Source organism: Flavobacterium luteolum, from assembly GCF_027111275.1.
Classification (GTDB): Bacteria; Bacteroidota; Bacteroidia; order Flavobacteriales; family Flavobacteriaceae; genus Flavobacterium; species Flavobacterium luteolum.
This window is the reverse complement of the sequence record NZ_CP114286.1, coordinates 203,573-222,317: the sequence shown is the minus strand read 5'-3', so window position 1 is coordinate 222,317 and position 18,745 is coordinate 203,573. Positions and strand designations below refer to the sequence as shown.

General features: G+C 34.6%; 13 protein-coding genes. 11 read left to right on the top strand and 2 right to left on the bottom strand.

The window, feature by feature from the left end; translation table 11 throughout:
* Window positions 1-60: 60 nt before the first annotated feature.
* Complete coding sequence (locus tag OZP10_RS00745) at window positions 61-999, bottom strand: alpha/beta hydrolase (protein WP_281633058.1); 939 nt, start codon at window positions 997-999, stop codon at window positions 61-63.
* A gap of 408 nt (window positions 1,000-1,407) precedes the next feature.
* Here OZP10_RS00745 and OZP10_RS00740 point away from each other — a divergent pair, with 408 nt between their 5' ends.
* The 9 genes from OZP10_RS00740 (at window position 1,408) to OZP10_RS00700 (ending at window position 12,474) form a co-directional block, all read left to right on the top strand.
* A complete protein-coding gene (locus OZP10_RS00740; protein WP_281633057.1) occupies window positions 1,408-2,877 on the top strand; it encodes an MFS transporter in 1,470 nt (489 codons plus the stop codon).
* A 45-nt stretch (window positions 2,878-2,922) separates the two neighbouring features.
* On the top strand, window positions 2,923-4,239 hold the full coding sequence (locus tag OZP10_RS00735) for an MFS transporter (RefSeq protein ID WP_281633056.1): 1,317 nt from the start codon (window positions 2,923-2,925) through the stop codon (window positions 4,237-4,239).
* 98 nt (window positions 4,240-4,337) lie between these two features.
* A complete protein-coding gene (gene kduI / locus OZP10_RS00730; RefSeq protein ID WP_111377125.1) occupies window positions 4,338-5,177 on the top strand; it encodes a 5-dehydro-4-deoxy-D-glucuronate isomerase in 840 nt (279 codons plus the stop codon).
* Window position 5,178: 1 nt separating this feature from the next.
* Entirely contained in the window at window positions 5,179-5,970 is a 792-nt protein-coding gene (locus tag OZP10_RS00725; protein WP_281633055.1) for a gluconate 5-dehydrogenase, read from the top strand.
* A gap of 24 nt (window positions 5,971-5,994) precedes the next feature.
* Window positions 5,995-7,395: a glucuronate isomerase gene (uxaC, locus tag OZP10_RS00720; protein ID WP_281633054.1), complete on the top strand. Its 1,401-nt coding sequence runs from the start codon at window positions 5,995-5,997 to the stop codon at window positions 7,393-7,395.
* Between the two features lie 58 nt (window positions 7,396-7,453).
* Window positions 7,454-8,473, top strand: coding sequence for a sugar kinase (locus tag OZP10_RS00715; protein WP_281633053.1), 1,020 nt, complete (start codon window positions 7,454-7,456; stop codon window positions 8,471-8,473).
* A 12-nt stretch (window positions 8,474-8,485) separates the two neighbouring features.
* On the top strand, window positions 8,486-9,154 hold the full coding sequence (locus OZP10_RS00710; protein WP_281633052.1) for a bifunctional 4-hydroxy-2-oxoglutarate aldolase/2-dehydro-3-deoxy-phosphogluconate aldolase: 669 nt from the start codon (window positions 8,486-8,488) through the stop codon (window positions 9,152-9,154).
* 221 nt (window positions 9,155-9,375) lie between these two features.
* Window positions 9,376-10,821: a tagaturonate reductase gene (locus tag OZP10_RS00705; protein WP_281633051.1), complete on the top strand. Its 1,446-nt coding sequence runs from the start codon at window positions 9,376-9,378 to the stop codon at window positions 10,819-10,821.
* Window positions 10,822-10,851: 30 nt separating this feature from the next.
* A complete protein-coding gene (locus OZP10_RS00700) occupies window positions 10,852-12,474 on the top strand; it encodes a UxaA family hydrolase (protein ID WP_281633050.1) in 1,623 nt (540 codons plus the stop codon).
* 352 nt (window positions 12,475-12,826) lie between these two features.
* Here OZP10_RS00700 and OZP10_RS00695 read toward each other — a convergent pair whose 3' ends face one another.
* On the bottom strand, window positions 12,827-13,855 hold the full coding sequence (locus tag OZP10_RS00695) for a LacI family DNA-binding transcriptional regulator (protein WP_281633049.1): 1,029 nt from the start codon (window positions 13,853-13,855) through the stop codon (window positions 12,827-12,829).
* Between the two features lie 288 nt (window positions 13,856-14,143).
* Here OZP10_RS00695 and OZP10_RS00690 point away from each other — a divergent pair, with 288 nt between their 5' ends.
* Together OZP10_RS00690 and OZP10_RS00685 are read left to right on the top strand one after the other, a co-directional pair.
* Window positions 14,144-15,583, top strand: coding sequence for a glycoside hydrolase family 28 protein (locus tag OZP10_RS00690; RefSeq protein WP_281633048.1), 1,440 nt, complete (start codon window positions 14,144-14,146; stop codon window positions 15,581-15,583).
* 30 nt (window positions 15,584-15,613) lie between these two features.
* On the top strand, window positions 15,614-18,742 hold the full coding sequence (locus tag OZP10_RS00685) for a SusC/RagA family TonB-linked outer membrane protein (protein ID WP_281633047.1): 3,129 nt from the start codon (window positions 15,614-15,616) through the stop codon (window positions 18,740-18,742).
* The last annotated feature ends 3 nt before the right edge of the window (window positions 18,743-18,745 follow it).

Below are 18,745 nucleotides of genomic sequence, written 5' to 3'. Positions count from 1 at the left end.
TTTGTTTTTTTTTTTTTTTGATAAAAGGCAAAACTTGTAAAAAGTTTTGCCTTTCTATTTTTAATTATAATTGTTTGCTTTTAGCCATTCAGCACAATCTCTAGTCCAAAATTTGCTTGTATCGCCAACACCTAATCCAAATCCGTGGCCACCTTTTTCATATATATGTAACTCAGCAGAAACTCCATTTTTCTTTAACGCTAAATAATAATTGATGCTGTTTTCTGGTATAACGACAGTATCATCTGTAGCATGAATTAAGAAAGTGGGAGGTGTTTTAGAAGTCACTTTCTTTTCGTTCGAAAAAGAATCTATTAATTCCTTTGAAGGATTATTTCCAAGTAAATTGGTTTGCGAACCTTTGTGAGTAATTTCGTTTTCCATTGAAATTACAGGATAAATCAATAATGAAAAATCCGGACGTGCACTCACTTTATATGCTGATTCATAAACTTTATCATCATAATGTGTGGAAGCAGTTGAAGCGAGATGACCACCTGCAGAAAAACCTAAAACTCCTATTTTATTAGGATCAATCTTCCATTTCGAAGCATTTTGTCTTACATAACGAATAGCTTCTTGTGCATCTTGTAATGGCCCAACATTTTTGTTTTTCATAGTTAAATCGCTCGGCATTCTATATTTTAGTACAAAAGCTGCAATTCCTAAGCTGTTAAACCATTCTGCAACTTTTGTTCCTTCTTTATCAAACGCTAAATGTGTATAACCGCCTCCTGGACAAATAACAACTGCTGCCTGATTTGGTTTTGCTTCTTTCGGAATAAAAATACTTAAAGTTGGTACAGAGACTTGGCTTGTGCTTTCCATTTTTCCGTTTTTAAGAACTTCTTTTTCTTTATAATTGGAGGCTTTTACTTCATCTGGAATTTTATCCCATAATGGAATTACTTGATTTTGTGCGCTCATAGAAAATAGTCCTGAAAAAAGAAGAAAACTCAACGTAATTCCTCTTGAAAATTGTGTTCTTGTAGTTTTCAATTTAGTTTGTAATTATTTGGTTTATAATAGTATGCGTTTCGTGCTTAAAAAATTGCAACCGATAGCCTAAATTAGTCAAAATTGACAAAAAATGCTTTTTTTAATTGTGATTTTTAGGACAATTTTACTCCAAAAAAGGATGAATTTCACCCATTGGCTTTTAACAAATATATTGTTTAATGTGTAATTTTGTATTCCTTTTTTTATGTAATATGTTTATTTGATAAGCCAAAATAATTTTTTACACAATATTATTTGGATTGTACAGATTAAAAACTATATTTGTGCAATCGATTACATTATTTTTCTTTTAAGGTGTTAATTTATTGATTTTAATATTTTTAGAAAGCAGTAAATATAGTCTTTTAAGATGACCAAAAATTACAAAAACTATAATACCCACTTACTATGAATCAAACCGAAACTGTTGCAGTAAATCAAGGCATCAAAACAACTGGAAAATACCGTTGGAGTATTTGTGCATTGCTATTTTTTGCAACTACAATCAATTACCTGGATAGACAAGTGCTGTCGTTAACGTGGAGCGATTTTATCGCGCCAGAATTTCACTGGACCAATAACGACTACGGAAATATTACCGCTTTGTTTTCTATTTTTTATGCAGTGTCATTATTGTTTGCGGGTAGATTTGTAGATTGGTTGGACACTAAAAAAGGATTTCTTTGGGCAATCGGAATCTGGTCAGTTGGAGCCTGTCTTCATGCTTTCTGCGGAATTGCAACTTCAGGAATTATTACAGGAGAATGGTTTGTGGGCTTTCATGGTTCAAAAGAAATAATTAGCACAGTAAGCGATACAGCATTGGTTATCAATGTAAGTGTTGCTTTATTTATTTTTGCTCGTTTCGTTCTTGCAGTTGGAGAAGCAGGAAACTTTCCTGCAGCGATTAAAACTACAGCAGAATATTTCCCTAAAAAAGACAGAGCTTTTGCAACTAGTATTTTCAATGCAGGAGCGACAGTTGGAGCCTTAGCAGCGCCAATTACAATTCCTTTTATTGCAAAATCTTTCGGATGGGAAATGTCATTTATCATCATCGGAGCTTTAGGGTTTGTTTGGATGGGGTTTTGGATGTTTATGTACGACAAACCAGAAAAACATACAAGAGTTTCTCCAGAAGAATTAGCTTATATTCAGCAAGACGATATTGCAGACAGCAAATTAGTTGGTTTCGTGCCAGAAACAAGCACAAAAGTTTCTTTAGCAGATTGCTTTAAATACAAACAAACTTGGGCTTTTGCATTTGGTAAATTTATGACAGATGGTGTTTGGTGGTTCTTCTTATTCTGGACTCCAGCGTATCTAAGTTCTGTTTACGGAATGGATTCTACAGAAGCAGCATTACCTCTATTTGTACTTTACATGATTACATTATTGTCAATTATTGGAGGTTGGCTTCCAACGTATTTCGTAGAGAAAAAAGGAATGAATCCATACGAAGGAAGAATGAGAGCAATGTTAATATTTGCATTTTTTCCATTATTAGCCTTGATTGCACAGCCATTAGGATATATCAGTTATTGGGTTCCGGTAATTATTATTGGAATTGCAGGTGCTGCACACCAATCTTGGTCGGCAAATATTTTTACAACAGTAGGAGATATGTTTCCTAAAAAAGCTATTGCAACCATTACAGGAATTGGAGGTTTAGCAGGTGGAGTAGGTTCAACATTGATCAATAAAGGATCTGGAGTATTGTTTGATTATGCAAAAGATACCAATATGGCTTTTATGGGATTCAAAGGAATTGAGGCAGGATATTTTATCATTTTTTCTATTTGTGCAGTTTGTTATTTAACAGGCTGGATTGTAATGAAAACATTGGTTCCAAAATACAGTCCGATTACTGATCTCTAAAGAGATTTCAAAAACTAACTAACCAACCTAAACCACAACCACATCATGAACCAAGCTAATGCAGCAATAGGAAAATATCGTTGGACTATTTGCAGTTTAGTTTTTTTTGCTACAACTGTCAATTATCTAGATAGAAATGTAATAAGTTACCTCAGGCCTTTTTTGGCAGAAGCGTTTCACTGGACTCCCGAACAGGAGGTTATAGATTACTCGAACATCGAACTGGCATTTAAAATTGCATACGCGCTAGGAATGCTGGTTGCAGGAGGAATTATTGATAAGTTGGGGACTAAGTTGGGTTATGCTATTGCAACAGGATTATGGAGTTTAGCCGCAATTGGACACGCATTGGCAACAGGAACAGGAGGTTTTTTAATTGCCCGAGTGTTTTTAGGAGTTACAGAAGCAGGAAACTTTCCGGCGGCAATTAAAGCGACAGCAGAATGGTTTCCGCAAAAGGAAAGAGCTCTGGCAACAGGGATCTTTAATTCAGGAAGTAATATTGGTGCTATAATCGTACCTTTAACAGTACCTCATATTGCAGAAAAGTATGGATGGCAATGGGCATTTATCATAACAGGAATTGTTGGGTTTATTTGGCTTGCTTTATGGTTTTTGTTGTATGAAGTGCCTCAAAAGCAAAAGCGTTTATCTCAGGCAGAATTAGAATATATTACTTCAGATCAAGTTGAGGAAGTAGTAGAAGAGTCAAAAGAAAAGGTTTCTTGGATGAAATTATTATCATTTCGCCAGACTTGGGCTTTTGCAATTGGCAAATTATTGACAGATCCAGTTTGGTGGTTTTATTTGTTCTGGTTACCGGACTTTTTGATGAAACAATATAAGCTTAATGCGACAGAAATTATCTGGCCTTGTGCATTAGTTTATATGATTGGAAGCATTGGAAGCATTGGGGGAGGCTGGCTTCCATTAAAATTGATAAATAACAATTGGCCTGCTTACAAAGCTCGTAAAACAAGTATGTTGCTTTATGCTTTTGCTGTATTGCCAGTTTTATTCGCTCAGCAATTAGGAGCTATAAATATCTGGTTTGCAATTTTAGTGATCGGATTGGCCGTTTCAGCGCATCAGGCGTGGAGTGCTAATATCTTTACAACAGTATCCGATATGTTTCCTAAAAAAGCAACAGCATCTGTAACCGGATTAGGTGGAATGTTTGGAGCACTTGGTGGAATTTTGCTGACATTGCTAGTTCAGAAAAATATGTTTGTTTACTATACCAAGCTTGGAAAAGTAGAAACAGGTTATTTTATTATGTTCTGTATTTGTGGAGCATCGTATTTATTGGCTTGGCTGATAATGCATATTCTAGTTCCACGAATGAAAAAAGTCGAATTATAAAGAAAAATGAACAGAATTGAAACATTTTTTCGTTTTCAATTATGCTATTTAAATATAAAAATATAATTTTGTGCAATCGATTACATTAATTTAAAATTATGACAAAATATAGTTCAAGATACGCGTCAAGCCCTGAAGCTGTAAAAAAATATGACACACAGCAATTGAGAGAAGAATTCTTAATTGATGACTTAATGCAGGAAGATGAAGTTGTATTGGTTTATTCGCATTACGACAGATACATTGCAGGTTCTGCAGTTCCTGTAAAAGGGGATTTAGCTTTAGAAACGATCGATCCTTTAAAAGCGCCTTATTTTTTAGAGCGTAGAGAATTAGGAATCATTAATGTTGGAGGAAGCGGTTCTGTTGTAGTAGAAGGAACAACTTATGAGTTAGGTTTTAAAGATGCTTTGTATATCGGAGCTGGAAATAAAGAGGTGGTTTTTAAAAGTGATGACAAAAATAATCCTGCTAAATTCTATTTAAACTCTGCACCTGCACATACTACTTACCCAACTAAAAAAGTAAGTTTAGCTGAAGCTAATAAATTACAATTGGGAACAATGGAAACGGCAAATCACCGTACCGTAAACCAAATGATTATTGGAAGTGTGGTTACCACTTGCCAATTGCAAATGGGAATGACTGAATTGAAGCCAGGAAGTGTTTGGAATACCATGCCAGCTCATGTTCACGATCGTAGAATGGAAGTATATTTTTATTTAGATATTCCACAAGATCAGGCTGTTTGTCACTTCATGGGACAACCACAGGAGACAAGACATATCTGGATGAACAATCATCAGGCAGTAATTTCTCCGCCTTGGTCTATTCACTCAGGCTCTGGAACTAGCAATTATACTTTTATCTGGGGAATGGCTGGTGAAAACTTAGATTACGGAGATATGGATGTTTGTAAAATCACTGATTTAAGATAAGATGACAAATTTGTTTGATATAAAAGGAAAAGTTGCCTTAATAACAGGAAGTACACACGGACTAGGAATGGCAATGGCAAAAGGATTAGGTCAGGCGGGTGCAACAATTGTTGTGAACGGAAATTCTTCTCAAGAAAAAATTGATAATGCTGTAGCTGAATTAAAAAGTGAAGGCATTAATGCGGTAGGCTACAAATTTAATGTAACCGAAGAGCAGGAAGTAAAAGAAGCGGTTGCTAAAATTCAGAGCGAAGTTGGACCAATCGATATCTTGATCAATAATGCAGGAATTATCAAAAGAATTCCGTTGCTAGATATGGAAGTGTCAGATTTCAGAGAAGTAGTTGACATTGATCTTGTAAGTCCGTTTATCGTTTCTAAGCACGTTGCAAAAGGAATGATTGAAAGAAGACAAGGAAAAATCATCAACATTTGCTCTATGATGAGTGAATTGGGACGAAATACAGTTTCTGCTTATGCTGCTGCAAAAGGTGGTTTGAAAATGCTAACTAAAAATATGGCAACAGAATGGGCAAAATACAATGTTCAGATTAACGGAATCGGTCCTGGATATTTTGCAACAGAACAAACAAAACCAATTAGAGTCGATGGACATCCGTTTAACGATTTTATCATCAGCAGAACGCCAGCTGCAAAATGGGGAGATCCAAGCGATTTGGCTGGAGCAGCAATATTTTTATCATCTAAAGCGAGTGATTTTGTAAACGGTCACATTTTATATGTAGATGGAGGAATCCTTGCAACTATCGGAAAACCTTCAAACGAAGAATAATTTTCAAATTATATTTTAAAAGACATGAGCCAGAAATTCATACACGATAATTTTTTATTAGAAAATAAATATGCTGAAGAGTTATATCACAATTACTCTAAAAATCAGCCCATTATAGATTACCACAATCACTTAAATCCGCAGTTTATCGCAGAGGATAAAATCTTCGATAACATTACGCAAGTTTGGATTAATGGCGATCACTACAAATGGCGTGCAATGCGTACTTTAGGAATCAACGAGCAGTTTGTAACAGGAAATGGTTCAGATAAAGATAAATTCTTAAACTGGGGAAAAACAGTTCCGTACACAATGCGTAATCCGTTGTATCACTGGACACATTTAGAATTGGCTCGTTATTTTGATATTTATGATTTGTTGAATGAAAAATCTGCAGAGAAAATTTATATCGAAACTTCTGAGAAAATAAATTCACAAGCGTATAGCACGCAAAACCTTCTTAAAAAAGTAAATGCTGAATTAGTTTGTACTACAGAAGATCCAATTGATTCGTTAGAATTTCACCAAAAATTCGCGAATAACTCAACTGGAATTAAAATGAGTACGGCTTTCAGACCCGATAAAGCCATCTTAATTGCTAATGATGGTTATATTGCATATCTGGACACATTAGGGGATGTGTCCGGTATTGCAATTAACACTTATGCTGATTTACAATCTGCTTTAAGAAAAAGAATCGAATTCTTTAATGCAAACGGATGTAAATTAAGTGATCATGGATTGAATCAAATTGATTTTGAGAACTATACAGAAAGTGAAGTAAATGCTATTTTCAAAAAGAAAAGAGAAAATGGCGAATTGTCTCCAGAAGAGGTTTTAAAATTCCATAGTGCTATTTTAGTTTTCTTATCAGAAACTTATCATGAGTTTGGATGGGTGCAGCAGTTTCACTTAGGTGCATTGCGTAACAATAATGCACGTATGCACAGAATCTTAGGTCCAGATACAGGATGGGATTCTATTGGAGATTATCCGCAAGCGCAAAAATTATCAGCTTTCTTAAACGCTTTAGACAGTAAAGATAAATTGACTAAAACGATTATTTATAACCTGAATCCTGCTGATAACGAAGTTATGGCAACAATGATTGGAAACTTTAACGACGGAAGTGTTCGCGGAAAAGTACAATTTGGTTCTGGATGGTGGTTCTTAGATCAGAAAGATGGAATGACAAAACAATTGAATGCGCTTTCAAACATGGGTTTAATTAGCTGTTTTGTTGGAATGTTGACAGATTCTAGAAGTTTCTTATCGTTCCCAAGACACGAATATTTCAGACGTATTTTATGTAACCTTTTGGGAGACGAAATCAAACGTGGTGAACTTCCAAATGATATGGAATGGATCGGAAAATTAGTTTCTGATATTTCATACAACAACGCTAAAGAATATTTCAAATTTTAATTGAAAATTAACCGAAATCCCGATAGCTATCGGGAGTGGCAAAAAAATATATAAATAAATGAGTAGAGTAGTTGCATTTGGAGAAATCATGCTGCGTTTATCGACAGAAAGACATTTGCGTTTTTCGCAATCTACAGCATTTGGTGCTACTTATGGTGGCGGTGAATTTAATGTATGTGTTTCTCTGGCTAATTATGGTGTAAATGCTGAATTTGTTACCAGATTACCTGAAAATGAAATTGGTTTTTCTGCTTTAAAAGAAATCAGAAAGATGAATGTCGAGTCTAAAAACATTGTTTATGGAGGGGAACGTTTAGGAATCTATTTCTTAGAAACTGGAGCAGGAACTCGCGGAAGCAATGTGGTTTACGATCGTGCTCACAGCGCAATGTCGACCATAGAAAAAGGACAGGTTGATTGGGACAAGGTTTTGGAAGGTGCAGAATGGTTTCATTGGAGTGGAATTACACCAGCAATTTCTGAAAGTGCAGCTGAAGCTTGTTTAGAGGCAATTAAAATTGCTCATAAAAAAGGAATTAAAATTTCATGCGATTTAAACTATAGATCAAAACTTTGGCAGTACGGAAAAACTCCAAGTGAGGTAATGCCAGAAATGCTGAAATACAGCAATGTGATTTTGGGAGATATAGATACGGCGTATTTCATGTTGGGAATCCCGAAAGCAAATCCGAATTATCAGGACGAAAAATCACTTCCAGCAGTATATGATAAATTGTTTGAGTTGATTCCGAGCTTAAAAATTGCGGCAACAACACTACGTTATTCTGTTAGTGCTTCTCACCAGAGAATTGGCGGAATTTTATACGACGGAAAAGCAATTTATAGTGCAGCCGTAAAAGAAGTTACTCCGGTTGTAGACCGTGTAGGAAGCGGTGATGCTTTTATGGGCGGATTAATCTACGGTTTATTGGAATATAATAATAACCAGAGAGCATTAGACTTTGCAGTTGCAGCTTGTTGTTTAAAACATACAATTGCAGGAGATTATAACTTGGTTACTTTAAAAGAAGTTGAAAATATGATTGATGGTGATGGTTCTGCATTAGTATCAAGATAATTTTAAATAAAAATGGCAAAATATTCAAGAATAGAAGTAGCTCAGACAATGAAAGATAATGGAATGGTTCCGTTGTTTTTTCATTCTGATATTGAGTTAAGTAAGAAAGTTTTAAAAGCGTGTTACGATGGAGGTTCCAGATTAATGGAATTTACAAGTCGAGGCGATTTTGCTCACGAGGTTTTCGGAGCTTTAAACAAATATGCTTTAGCAGAACTGCCAGGAATGATTCTGGGAGTTGGTTCTATTACAGATGCAGCTTCGGCTTCGTTGTACATGAGTTTGGGAGCAAATTTTATTGTAACTCCAGTTTTTAGAGAAGATATAGCTATAGCTTGTAATCGTAGAAAAGTGCTTTGGTCGCCAGGCTGCGGTACTTTGACAGAAATTGCGAGAGCGGAAGAATTAGGTTGTGAAATCGTAAAATTATTTCCAGCTGATACTTACGGACCGGAATTTATTAAAGCGATAAAAGGCCCATGTCCGTGGACAAACATTATGCCTACAGGCGGTGTTTATCCAACAAAAGAAAGTTTGAGTTCATGGTTAAATGCGGGAGCAACCTGCGTTGGTTTGGGCTCACAGTTAATTTCAAAAGACATACTTGACAATAAAGACTTCGACGGACTTACTGCAAAAGTGAAACAGGTTCTTGACATTATAAAAGATATTAGAAAATAGATTAAGGAGTAATCATGCCAAACTCCTTATTTTATAAGTTTTTTTTAGATTTTTAGAGATTGTAATTGAACATTACGCTTGAAAAATTGAGCTAGCCATTCCTCACAGCCGGCTTTATTTTACTCAATCGGGTGTAATGTTTCATTTACAATTTAAAAAGGCAGGAATAAAGAAATAAGGTTTATAAATGGTTATTTATAACGCATTAAAGAAAATTTAAAATGAAAAAATTAAATAGAATAAATACAGGATTAGAAAAGTTACAGCCAATTAAAGTAGTTCAGTTTGGAGAAGGTAACTTTTTAAGAGCCTTTGTTGATTATGCTTTTGATAAACTAAATAAAGAAGTCGATTTTAATGCCGGTATTGCAGTAGTTCAGCCTTTGAAAGACGGTATGGTAAATATGATTAATGATCAGGATGGTCTTTATACCTTGTTTATGAACGGAATTAAAAAAGGTGAAAAGATACAAGATATTGTGTTAATTAATAATATTGTAAAAACTATAAACCCATATACTGAATTTGCAAATTATTTGGCTTTAGCCAAAGAAGAAGAACTTCAGTTTATTGTTTCTAATACTACAGAAGCTGGAATTGAATTTATTGAAAGTGATACTCCAGACATGCAGCCACCAGTTTCATTTCCTGCAAAATTGACGGTTTTGTTATATGAAAGATTTAAGCATTTTAATGGAGATGCTTCTAAAGGAGTTACAATAATTCCGTGTGAATTAATTGATTATAACTCTGAAACGCTTAAAAAATATATTTTACAATATGTTGATTTATGGAAGTTAGAAGATGCATTTAAGACTTGGGTATCAGATGCTTGTACCTATCATAGTACTTTGGTTGACAGAATTGTTCCTGGATATCCAAGAGCTGAAATTGAAGAGTACAATAATAAATTAGATTATGAGGACAATTTAATTGTTGCGGCTGAACCTTTTTTCCTTTGGGCTATTGAAGGTGGAGATGATCTAAAAGCAAAATTGCCTTTCCACAAAACAGATTTGAATGTAAAAATCGTTGATGATATACGTCCTTTTAAAATGATTAAAGTTCGTATTTTAAACGGTGCGCATACGGCAATGGTTCCTTTTTCACTTTTGCATGGTAATAAATTAGTAATGGAAACTGTTAACGGAGATTTTACAGGAAAATTTGTGAATAGCGTTATTAGTGAAATTAGTGAAACTCTTGATATGGACAAAAATGAAATTACAGCCTATTCTGAGGAAGTAATGGACAGATTTAAAAATCCATTTATCAAACATGCACTTGCTGATATTGCATTAAATTCTGTATCGAAATTCAAAGTAAGAGTTTTGCCTAGTTTATTAGGATATTATAATGCGAACAAAAAATTACCTGTTAATTTGACTTTTTCATTAGCGAGCTTAATTCGTTTCTATAAAGGAACTTGGAATGGTCAAAGTTTACCGGTTAAAGATGGTGAAGATATTACAGCATTCTTTAACGGACTTTGGAAGTCTGATGATTATGAGAAAATTGCTCGTTTAACATTGCAAAACAAAGGTTTCTGGGATCAGGATTTAACTGAAATTCCAGGTTTAACAAGAGTAATTACAATTGCTTTGGAAGAAATAGATTCAAACGGAATTGAAGCTGGTTTTGCTAAGTTTCAAGAAAGAATAAAATAAAAAACACAACAAAAAGAACAAAGGTTAATTATGGCAACGCAGAAAAAATTAATAAAAGTACACCCAACCGATAATGTTGCGGTTGCTTTGGTGGATCTTACTGCAGGCGAAGTGATTGATTTTGAAGGACAATCAATTACCGTAGAGTCTGATGTAAAAATGAAACATAAGATTGCAATGGTTCCTTTTAATGTAGGGGACAGAATCATTATGTATGGTGTTTTGGTTGGAAAAGCAAGCGCTAGAATCGAAAAAGGCGGATTGCTTTCTACAGCAAACGTAAAACACGAAAGTGATAAAGTTACTGGTAAAACAGAAACTATTGGCTGGAATGCTCCAAATGTTGATAAATGGAAAGACAGAACGTGGCAGGGCTATCATAGAGAAGATGGACAAGTTGGAACAGAAAATGTATGGTTATTTTTCCCATTAGTTTTTTGTGAAAACAGAAACATCGAAATCTTAAAAGATATTTTCGAGAAAGAATTGATGAAACCAAAAGAGAACGATTATCAGTTATTGTTACGTTCTTTGGTGAAATCAGAAACGGGTGGAGCAGGAAATCAAGAAGCTTCAAACGATGCTAATTTATTCAATAATATTGAAGTAAAATTCATTACACACCAAGGTGGTTGCGGTGGAATTCGTCAGGATTCTCACAGTTTAGCGAAGCTTTTGGCTGGATATGTAAACAATCCAAACGTGGCTGGAGCAACAGTATTGAGTTTAGGATGTCAGAATCTTCAAATTTCAATTTTCAAAGAAGCTTTAGATGCTATTAATCCGAACAGTAAAAAACCTGTTTTGATTTACGATCAGCAATCTATCGGAACAATTGAAACGATGTTGAGCAGTGTGGTAAAAGACACTTTTGAAGCTATTAAAAAAGCTAATGAAATTAAGAGAGAGCCAGCTCCATTGTCTAAGCTAAGAATTGGTTTAGAGTGCGGTGGATCTGACGGATTCTCTGGAATTTCTGCAAACCCAACATTGGGAGTGTTATCAGATCATTTAGTTGCTTTAGGAGGAACTACAATTCTTTCTGAATTTCCTGAATTATGTGGAGTAGAGCAAGAATTAGTAAATCGTTGTGTAGATGATAAGGACGGAAAACGTTTCTTAGACTTAATGAAATGGTACGAAAAAACAGTTGTTGATGCAGGTTCAGGATTTGATATGAATCCTTCTCCAGGTAACATTAAAGACGGTTTGATTACAGATGCTATGAAATCGGCTGGTGCTGCTAAAAAAGGTGGAACATCGCCAATTACAGGTGTTTTTGATTACGGAGAATATATTAACGAACCAGGCTTTACATTGTTATGTACGCCAGGAAATGACGTAGAATGTACTACTGCAATGGTTGGTTCTGGTGCAAATATGGTATTGTTTACAACAGGTTTAGGAACTCCAACAGGAAATCCAATTGCGCCAGTTGTAAAGATTTCATCAAATACGCAATTAGCAAACAAAATGTCTGATATTATCGATATTGATACTGGTGGAATTATCACTGGAGAAAAATCAATTGACGAAATGGCTGACGAAATGTTAGAATTCATTATTGACGTTGCTAGTGGTAACATTAAAACAAAAGCAGCTATTTTAAATCAGAACGATTTTATTCCTTGGAAAAGAGGGGTATCACTTTAGTTTTTTAGGTGCTAAGGTTCTAAGGAGCAAAGTGACAAAGGTTTATATAGAAGACGCACAATAAAGTGCGTCTTTTTTTTGTGTTAGGTTTATCTGTAGAGACGCACTGTAATGTGTCTTTTGTTTTTTGAGAAAGCTTCGGAGAAGCGAAATATTTATAGCAAAAGATTAACCGGTTACAACATAAAGCTCCATAGGAGCGACATACATTTAGATTGCAAAAAAATAAGTCGCTCCTCTGGAGCTTTATTCTCGATGACTAATTTTATCTATAAATATTTCGCTTCTCCGAAGCTTGCATAAAAAAAGCCCATTCTAAAATGAGCTTATATAACTTATATGGTAAAAAAAATTAAAAATTACTTCTTGTTGAAGATTTACGAATATGTAATTCTGGAGCAAGAACAACCTTTTTTTCAATTTTAATAGTATCTGTTTTGTCCACCTGTTCTAAGAAAACTCGGGCGGACATTCTTCCCATTTCCAATGGTGACTGATCTACAGAGGTAATAGATAATTCCATGAATTTTGTAAATGGTTCGTTACTGAAACCAGCAACACAAAACTCACTTGGAATACTGATATTTCGTTCTTTTAACTCTTGAATAGCTCCCAATGCGGCAAAATCACTTGAAGAAAAAATGGCATCAGGCGGAGTTTGTAATTGTAAAAGTTTGTCGACAGCCTCTTTACCAGCATCTACGCTACTTTTAGTAAAAATAACATATTCTTCACTAAAAGGAAGTCCGTTATCTAGCAATGCTTGTTTGTATCCTAAAAACCTGTTTTTGAAAATGTCTAACGATTGATCTCCAGAGAAATGAGCAATGTTACGGCAGCCTTCATCAATAAGGTGTTTTGTTGCTAAATAACCTCCTTTAAAGTCATTAATGGTTACAGAACTTACGCCGTCAATGTGTTTGCTTCTATCAAAAAATATTAGCGGTACATTTTTCTCCAATACATTTCTGAAAGCACTGTCATTCTCATCTGAAATACCAGTAACAGACATCATGATACCGTCAACTTGAGCATCTACAAGTGTATGAAGGTTTTCATTTTCCCTTTTAATGCTTTCGTGAGTTTGGCAGATAATAACCTGATAACCGTGAGGATAAAGTTCTTCTTCGATTCCACGAATAACCGATGCGAAAAAATTACTGTCAATACGCGGCACAATAACTCCGATATTATTACTTCGGCCACTTTTTAAAGCTAGCGCCAGTTTATTTTGCTTGTAGTTCATTGCAGCAGCAGTCTTGATAACCAACTCACGCGTCGCTTCCTTTATTTTAGGATTATTATTTAACGCTCTGGAAACGGTTGCAGCTGTGATGTTTAGTTTTTCAGCAATATCGTAAATAGTTACTTTTTCACTCATTCAAAAAAAGTTTATCGAATTATTTTTAAACAAAAGTACATTTTTTTTCATTACGCAATAAATATTGTTATCGATTACCATAATTTAAAATTCAAACGTTTTAGGTTTTACAATGATAATAAATTATCTAAATTTTTGCATTAAATGTAATTAAAATTTGTAATAAAAATTAAATATATAATTTTTTTCTAAATTAATTTGGTGTCTCAGAACTATTTTTCTACTTTCGTGTAATCGATTACATAAAATATGATGTTTTTGATACTCAAACTAGAAAAATCTGTGCAAATGATTACAAATAAGATAGTCGCAATAAAAAAGATTGTTTTTTTAGCCTTTTTAGGGCTTTTAGTGTCATCATGTGTAAGACATTCTTCTTCTGTTTCTTCGGAGAATCCTTGGAAAACAATGGATTTAGTTATAAAAAGTATTCCGCAAGTCCATTTTTCGGATAAAGTTTACAACATCAACGACTTTGGTGCTGTTGCTGATGGAAAAACGTTAAACACTTTAGCGTTTCAAAAAGCTATAAAAGAATGCGCTGCAAATGGCGGTGGGAAAGTCTTAGTTCCAAATGGAAAATATTTAACAGGAGCCATTCATTTAGAAAGTAATGTCAATCTGCATTTGGAAGACAATGCTGAGATTCTTTTTAGTTTGAATCCGAAAGATTATCCTATTGTTCATACTTCTTGGGAAGGAACCGAAGTGATGAATTATTCTCCGCTTATTTATGCAAAAAACAAAACCAATATTGCCGTTACGGGAAAAGGCACTTTAAATGGCCAAGCTGATAGCACAAATTGGTGGATTTGGTCTGGTGGAAAAAATTATGGATGGAAAAAAGGTATTCCGTCTCAAAATGATCCAACAAATCGTGAAGTATTAGTCGATATGGCGGAAAAAGGAGTTCCGGTTTCAGAAAGAGTTTTTGGAGAAGGACGTTACTTAAGACCGAATTTTATTGAGTTTTTTGAATGTAATACTGCTTTAGTAAAAGATGTTAAAATTATTAATTCTCCATTCTGGATTTTGCATCCAATAAAAACAAACAACATGATTATTGATGGTGTAACGGTTAATAGCCATGGCCCGAATAATGATGGTTGCGATCCTGAATATTCTCAAAATATTATAATTAGAAATTGCACTTTCAACACAGGCGATGATTGTATTGCAATTAAAGCAGGACGCGACGGAGACGGTAGAAGAGTAGCAATACCAAGCAAAAATATCATTGTACAAAACTGTAAAATGATTGATGGTCATGGAGGAGTTGTAATTGGAAGTGAAATTTCGGCTGGAGTAAATAATGTCTTTGTTGAAAATTGCGTCATGGACAGTCCAAATTTGGATCGTGCCATTCGAATCAAAACCAATTCAAAAAGAGGTGGAATCATTGAAAATATCTACGTAAGAAATCTTGAAGTTGGAACCGTAAAAGAATGTGTTCTGAAATTGAATATGTTTTATAATGTCTACGGATCCCAAACAGGGAATTTTATTCCAACCATCAGAAATGTAAGCTTAGAGAATGTGACTGTAAAAAATGGCGGAAAATATAGCGTTTGGGCAGAAGGCTATAAAGAGTCGCCAGTTGAGAACATTACACTGAAGAATGTAAAAATTCAAAAAGTAGACTCACTCTATTTATTAAAAAACGTTAAAAACATAAATTTTATAAATACCTATATCAATGAGAAAAAAGTAGAATCTATTACTAACTAAACACTATCAATTAACTAAACTTTAAACCACATGAGTATTAAACAATTATCTGAGAAGAAAGATAAATACTTTGTATTTTTCTTTTTCCTGAATTTTTTGCTGTGCACTTCTATATTTGCACAGTCAACCACAATTGAAGGAAAGATTACCGACGCCACTGGTATGTCACTGCCAGGGGTAAACATTAATGAAAAAGGAGCAAAAAACGGAACTTCAACAGATTTCGAAGGAAGTTTTAAAATTAATGTATCAAGCAGTAAAGCTACTTTAGTAATTAGCTATTTAGGATTTCAAACACAAGAAGTAAGTGTCGCTGGAAAATCAAAAATCAATGTAACTCTTGTTGAACAATCCAATTCATTAAACGAAGTTGTTGTTGTTGGATACGGCTCTGTAAAAAAGACAGATCTTACTGGATCTGTTAGTACAATCAGTGCTGCAACAATTACAGAAAGAAATACAATCAATCCTTTAGAAGCTATTCAGGGGAGTACACCTGGGGTTCAGATTTCATCATCGTCTGGACGTGCAGGAGACGGATTTAAAGTAGTAATTAGAGGAAATAATTCCCTAATTGCAGATTCAAATAATCCAAGTGTAGTTGGCTCTTCACCTCTATACGTTGTGGATGGTGTGCCAATGGATGGGATTGATTTTTTAAATCCGCAGGATATTGCCAGAATGGACGTTTTAAAAGATGCCTCTTCAGCTGCAATTTATGGTTCTAGAGGGTCTAATGGTGTTATTATCGTAACAACAAAAAGTGGAACTAGTGCAAAAGCTGGAATCAGTGTAACTTTTGACACTTCTTACGGAAATAAAATTGCGACTAGATTACCAAAAATGATGAGCGGAGAAGAGTGGTGGAAGTTCCACCAAGTTGCTTACATGAGTGCAACGCCTTTAACCCAAACTCCAGCACAATTGGCTGCTTTAGCAGGAAATCAAAGTCCATTATTGGTTTCTCGTGCCAACAGCGGATACAATTTTGATTGGTATGATGCTGTGCTTCAATCAGGAATGACGGAGAATAATTATTTAAATATTTCAGGACGCTCAGAATCTGGCTTAAGCTATAATTTAGGATTCGGAATCCAGAGTGATCGTGGTCTTATTGAAAATGATGCAACAGATAAATACTCTTTTAAATTAGGATTGAATCATAAAATAAATGATAAATTTTCTACTGGCGTAAACGTTACAATTGCGAGATTAAACAATCAATTAGGAAGTGATTTAGCAATGCAGGATGCTTTCAGATTAAGTCCGCTTATGTCTCCTTGGGCAATTGATGCTGCAGGAAATGAAAAAGTAGGAACTCTGTTTTTTCTACCTGGTAAGCTAACTTATCCTGATGGTTCTTGGGCAATTAATAAAACTTCTACTGTAAATCCGTTAATGGAGATTGCTAATTCTTCTCAGAAAGAAGATACATGGCAGACCGTTGGAAATGCGTATTTTCAATACCAGCCTCTAAAATGGCTTTCGTTTAAAACCACGTTTGCTGCAGGAATCATGAATAGTAGAGATTCGTCTTCTTACACCGCGCAAACTAATGCAGGGGTAACATTAAACGGAAAGAATTCTGCAACGTTAGAAAGTTCAGACAACTTTAATTATACTTGGGACAATCAAATCGATTTGAAGCATACTTTTAATGAAGTACATGATGTTAGTGTATTATTATTACAAAGTTTGTACTCAAATGTTGATGAAAGCTCATATATGTATTCTAATAATCAGCCTTTTGATGTTGGAACAGACAACATGGGATCTGGAGCACAAACAAGTTATGTGATAAAATCTGCTTATGCAAAAAACACTTTAAACTCTTATGCAGTACGTTTAAACTATGCATTTAAAGATAAATATTTGGTCACAGCTTCCACTAGATGGGATGGCTCTTCAGTTTTGTCTGAAGGTAATAAATGGGAAAGTTTTCCATCATTGGCTTTAGGATGGAAACTTAGTAAAGAATCATTTTTAGCAAACAGTTCAGTTGTCTCAGATTTAAAATTGCGTGCGAGTATTGGTTATACAGGAAATGATAACGTAGCACCTTATACTTCGCAAGCATTATTAAACCAGCAGACTTTTTATGCAATGGGCTCAAATGTTGTTCCAGGATGGCAGTCAGAAAACTTAGCAAATCCAAATCTAACTTGGGAGAAAACAAGAGAATACAACTTAGGTGTTGATTTTGGATTCTTGAAAAATAGAATAACTGGTAGTGTAGATGTTTATGACAGATTATCAGACAATTTGATATACAAACAGCAATTGCCAGCAGAAACAGGTTGGAAAAATACATTTGCAAATGTTGGATCTGTTAGTAATAAAGGTATAGAAGCTTTATTGACGACAAAAAACATTAAATCAGGAAAAGTAACTTGGGAAACGACTTTTACATTTACTAAAAACGTAAATAAATTAGAGTCAATTTACAATCAGGATAAAGTAAGTGATATTGGAAACAAATTAATTCTTGGCGCTCCATTAAATCCGAACTACAATTATGTTTATGACGGAGTTTGGCAAGAAAGTGAAGCAGCACAGGCAGCTTCTTACGGAATGGCTCCTGGGCAGGCAAGGCCAAAAGATTTAAACGGAGACGGGAAATTTAATCAGGATGATAGAACTGTAATTGGAAACCCAAACCCAGAATGGCAAGGAAGTTTATATTCAAAGTTAGTTGTAGGTCAATTTGATTTTAATTTCTCGGTTTTGACAAGTCAAGGGCAAACAGTTTTAAGTACTTTCCACCAAAATTTTGCCGATGTAAGTGACCGTGGACGTCAGAAATTAGCAATGGATTATTTTATTCCGACTAATGGAGCAGGTATCGAAGCAAATGCAAATACAATAAACCCGAGACCAGGCCCTGTAGCAACAGGTGCGGGTGCTTATTGGACTTCTTTATTTGGTTACTACAGAGATGTTTCTTATGTGAAAATCAAAAATATATCTTTAGGTTATAGTTTAGATTCTGAATTATTGAAAAAACTAAAAATTTCAAATTTCAGAATTTATGTAAACGTTCTAGATCCATTTGTGTTTACAGATTTTGATGGTTATGATCCAGAATGGGCAGCTTCTCCTTTTGGGGTAAATCGTCCAGCATCTGTGACAACACAATTGGGATTAAGTGTTAAATTTTAATAA

Excerpts from the sequence above, each read along its gene's own strand:
- OZP10_RS00740 (WP_281633057.1), top strand. The coding sequence starts at position 1,408 with ATGAATCAAACCGAAACTGTTGCAGTAAATCAAGGCATCAAAACAACT.
- OZP10_RS00735 (WP_281633056.1), top strand. The coding sequence starts at position 2,923 with ATGAACCAAGCTAATGCAGCAATAGGAAAATATCGTTGGACTATTTGC.
- kduI (WP_111377125.1), top strand. The coding sequence starts at position 4,338 with ATGACAAAATATAGTTCAAGATACGCGTCAAGCCCTGAAGCTGTAAAA.
- OZP10_RS00725 (WP_281633055.1), top strand. The coding sequence starts at position 5,179 with ATGACAAATTTGTTTGATATAAAAGGAAAAGTTGCCTTAATAACAGGA.
- uxaC (WP_281633054.1), top strand. The coding sequence starts at position 5,995 with ATGAGCCAGAAATTCATACACGATAATTTTTTATTAGAAAATAAATAT.
- OZP10_RS00715 (WP_281633053.1), top strand. The coding sequence starts at position 7,454 with ATGAGTAGAGTAGTTGCATTTGGAGAAATCATGCTGCGTTTATCGACA.
- OZP10_RS00710 (WP_281633052.1), top strand. The coding sequence starts at position 8,486 with ATGGCAAAATATTCAAGAATAGAAGTAGCTCAGACAATGAAAGATAAT.
- OZP10_RS00705 (WP_281633051.1), top strand. The coding sequence starts at position 9,376 with ATGAAAAAATTAAATAGAATAAATACAGGATTAGAAAAGTTACAGCCA.
- OZP10_RS00700 (WP_281633050.1), top strand. The coding sequence starts at position 10,852 with ATGGCAACGCAGAAAAAATTAATAAAAGTACACCCAACCGATAATGTT.
- OZP10_RS00695 (WP_281633049.1), bottom strand. The coding sequence starts at position 13,855 with ATGAGTGAAAAAGTAACTATTTACGATATTGCTGAAAAACTAAACATC.
- OZP10_RS00690 (WP_281633048.1), top strand. The coding sequence starts at position 14,144 with ATGATTACAAATAAGATAGTCGCAATAAAAAAGATTGTTTTTTTAGCC.
- OZP10_RS00685 (WP_281633047.1), top strand. The coding sequence starts at position 15,614 with ATGAGTATTAAACAATTATCTGAGAAGAAAGATAAATACTTTGTATTT.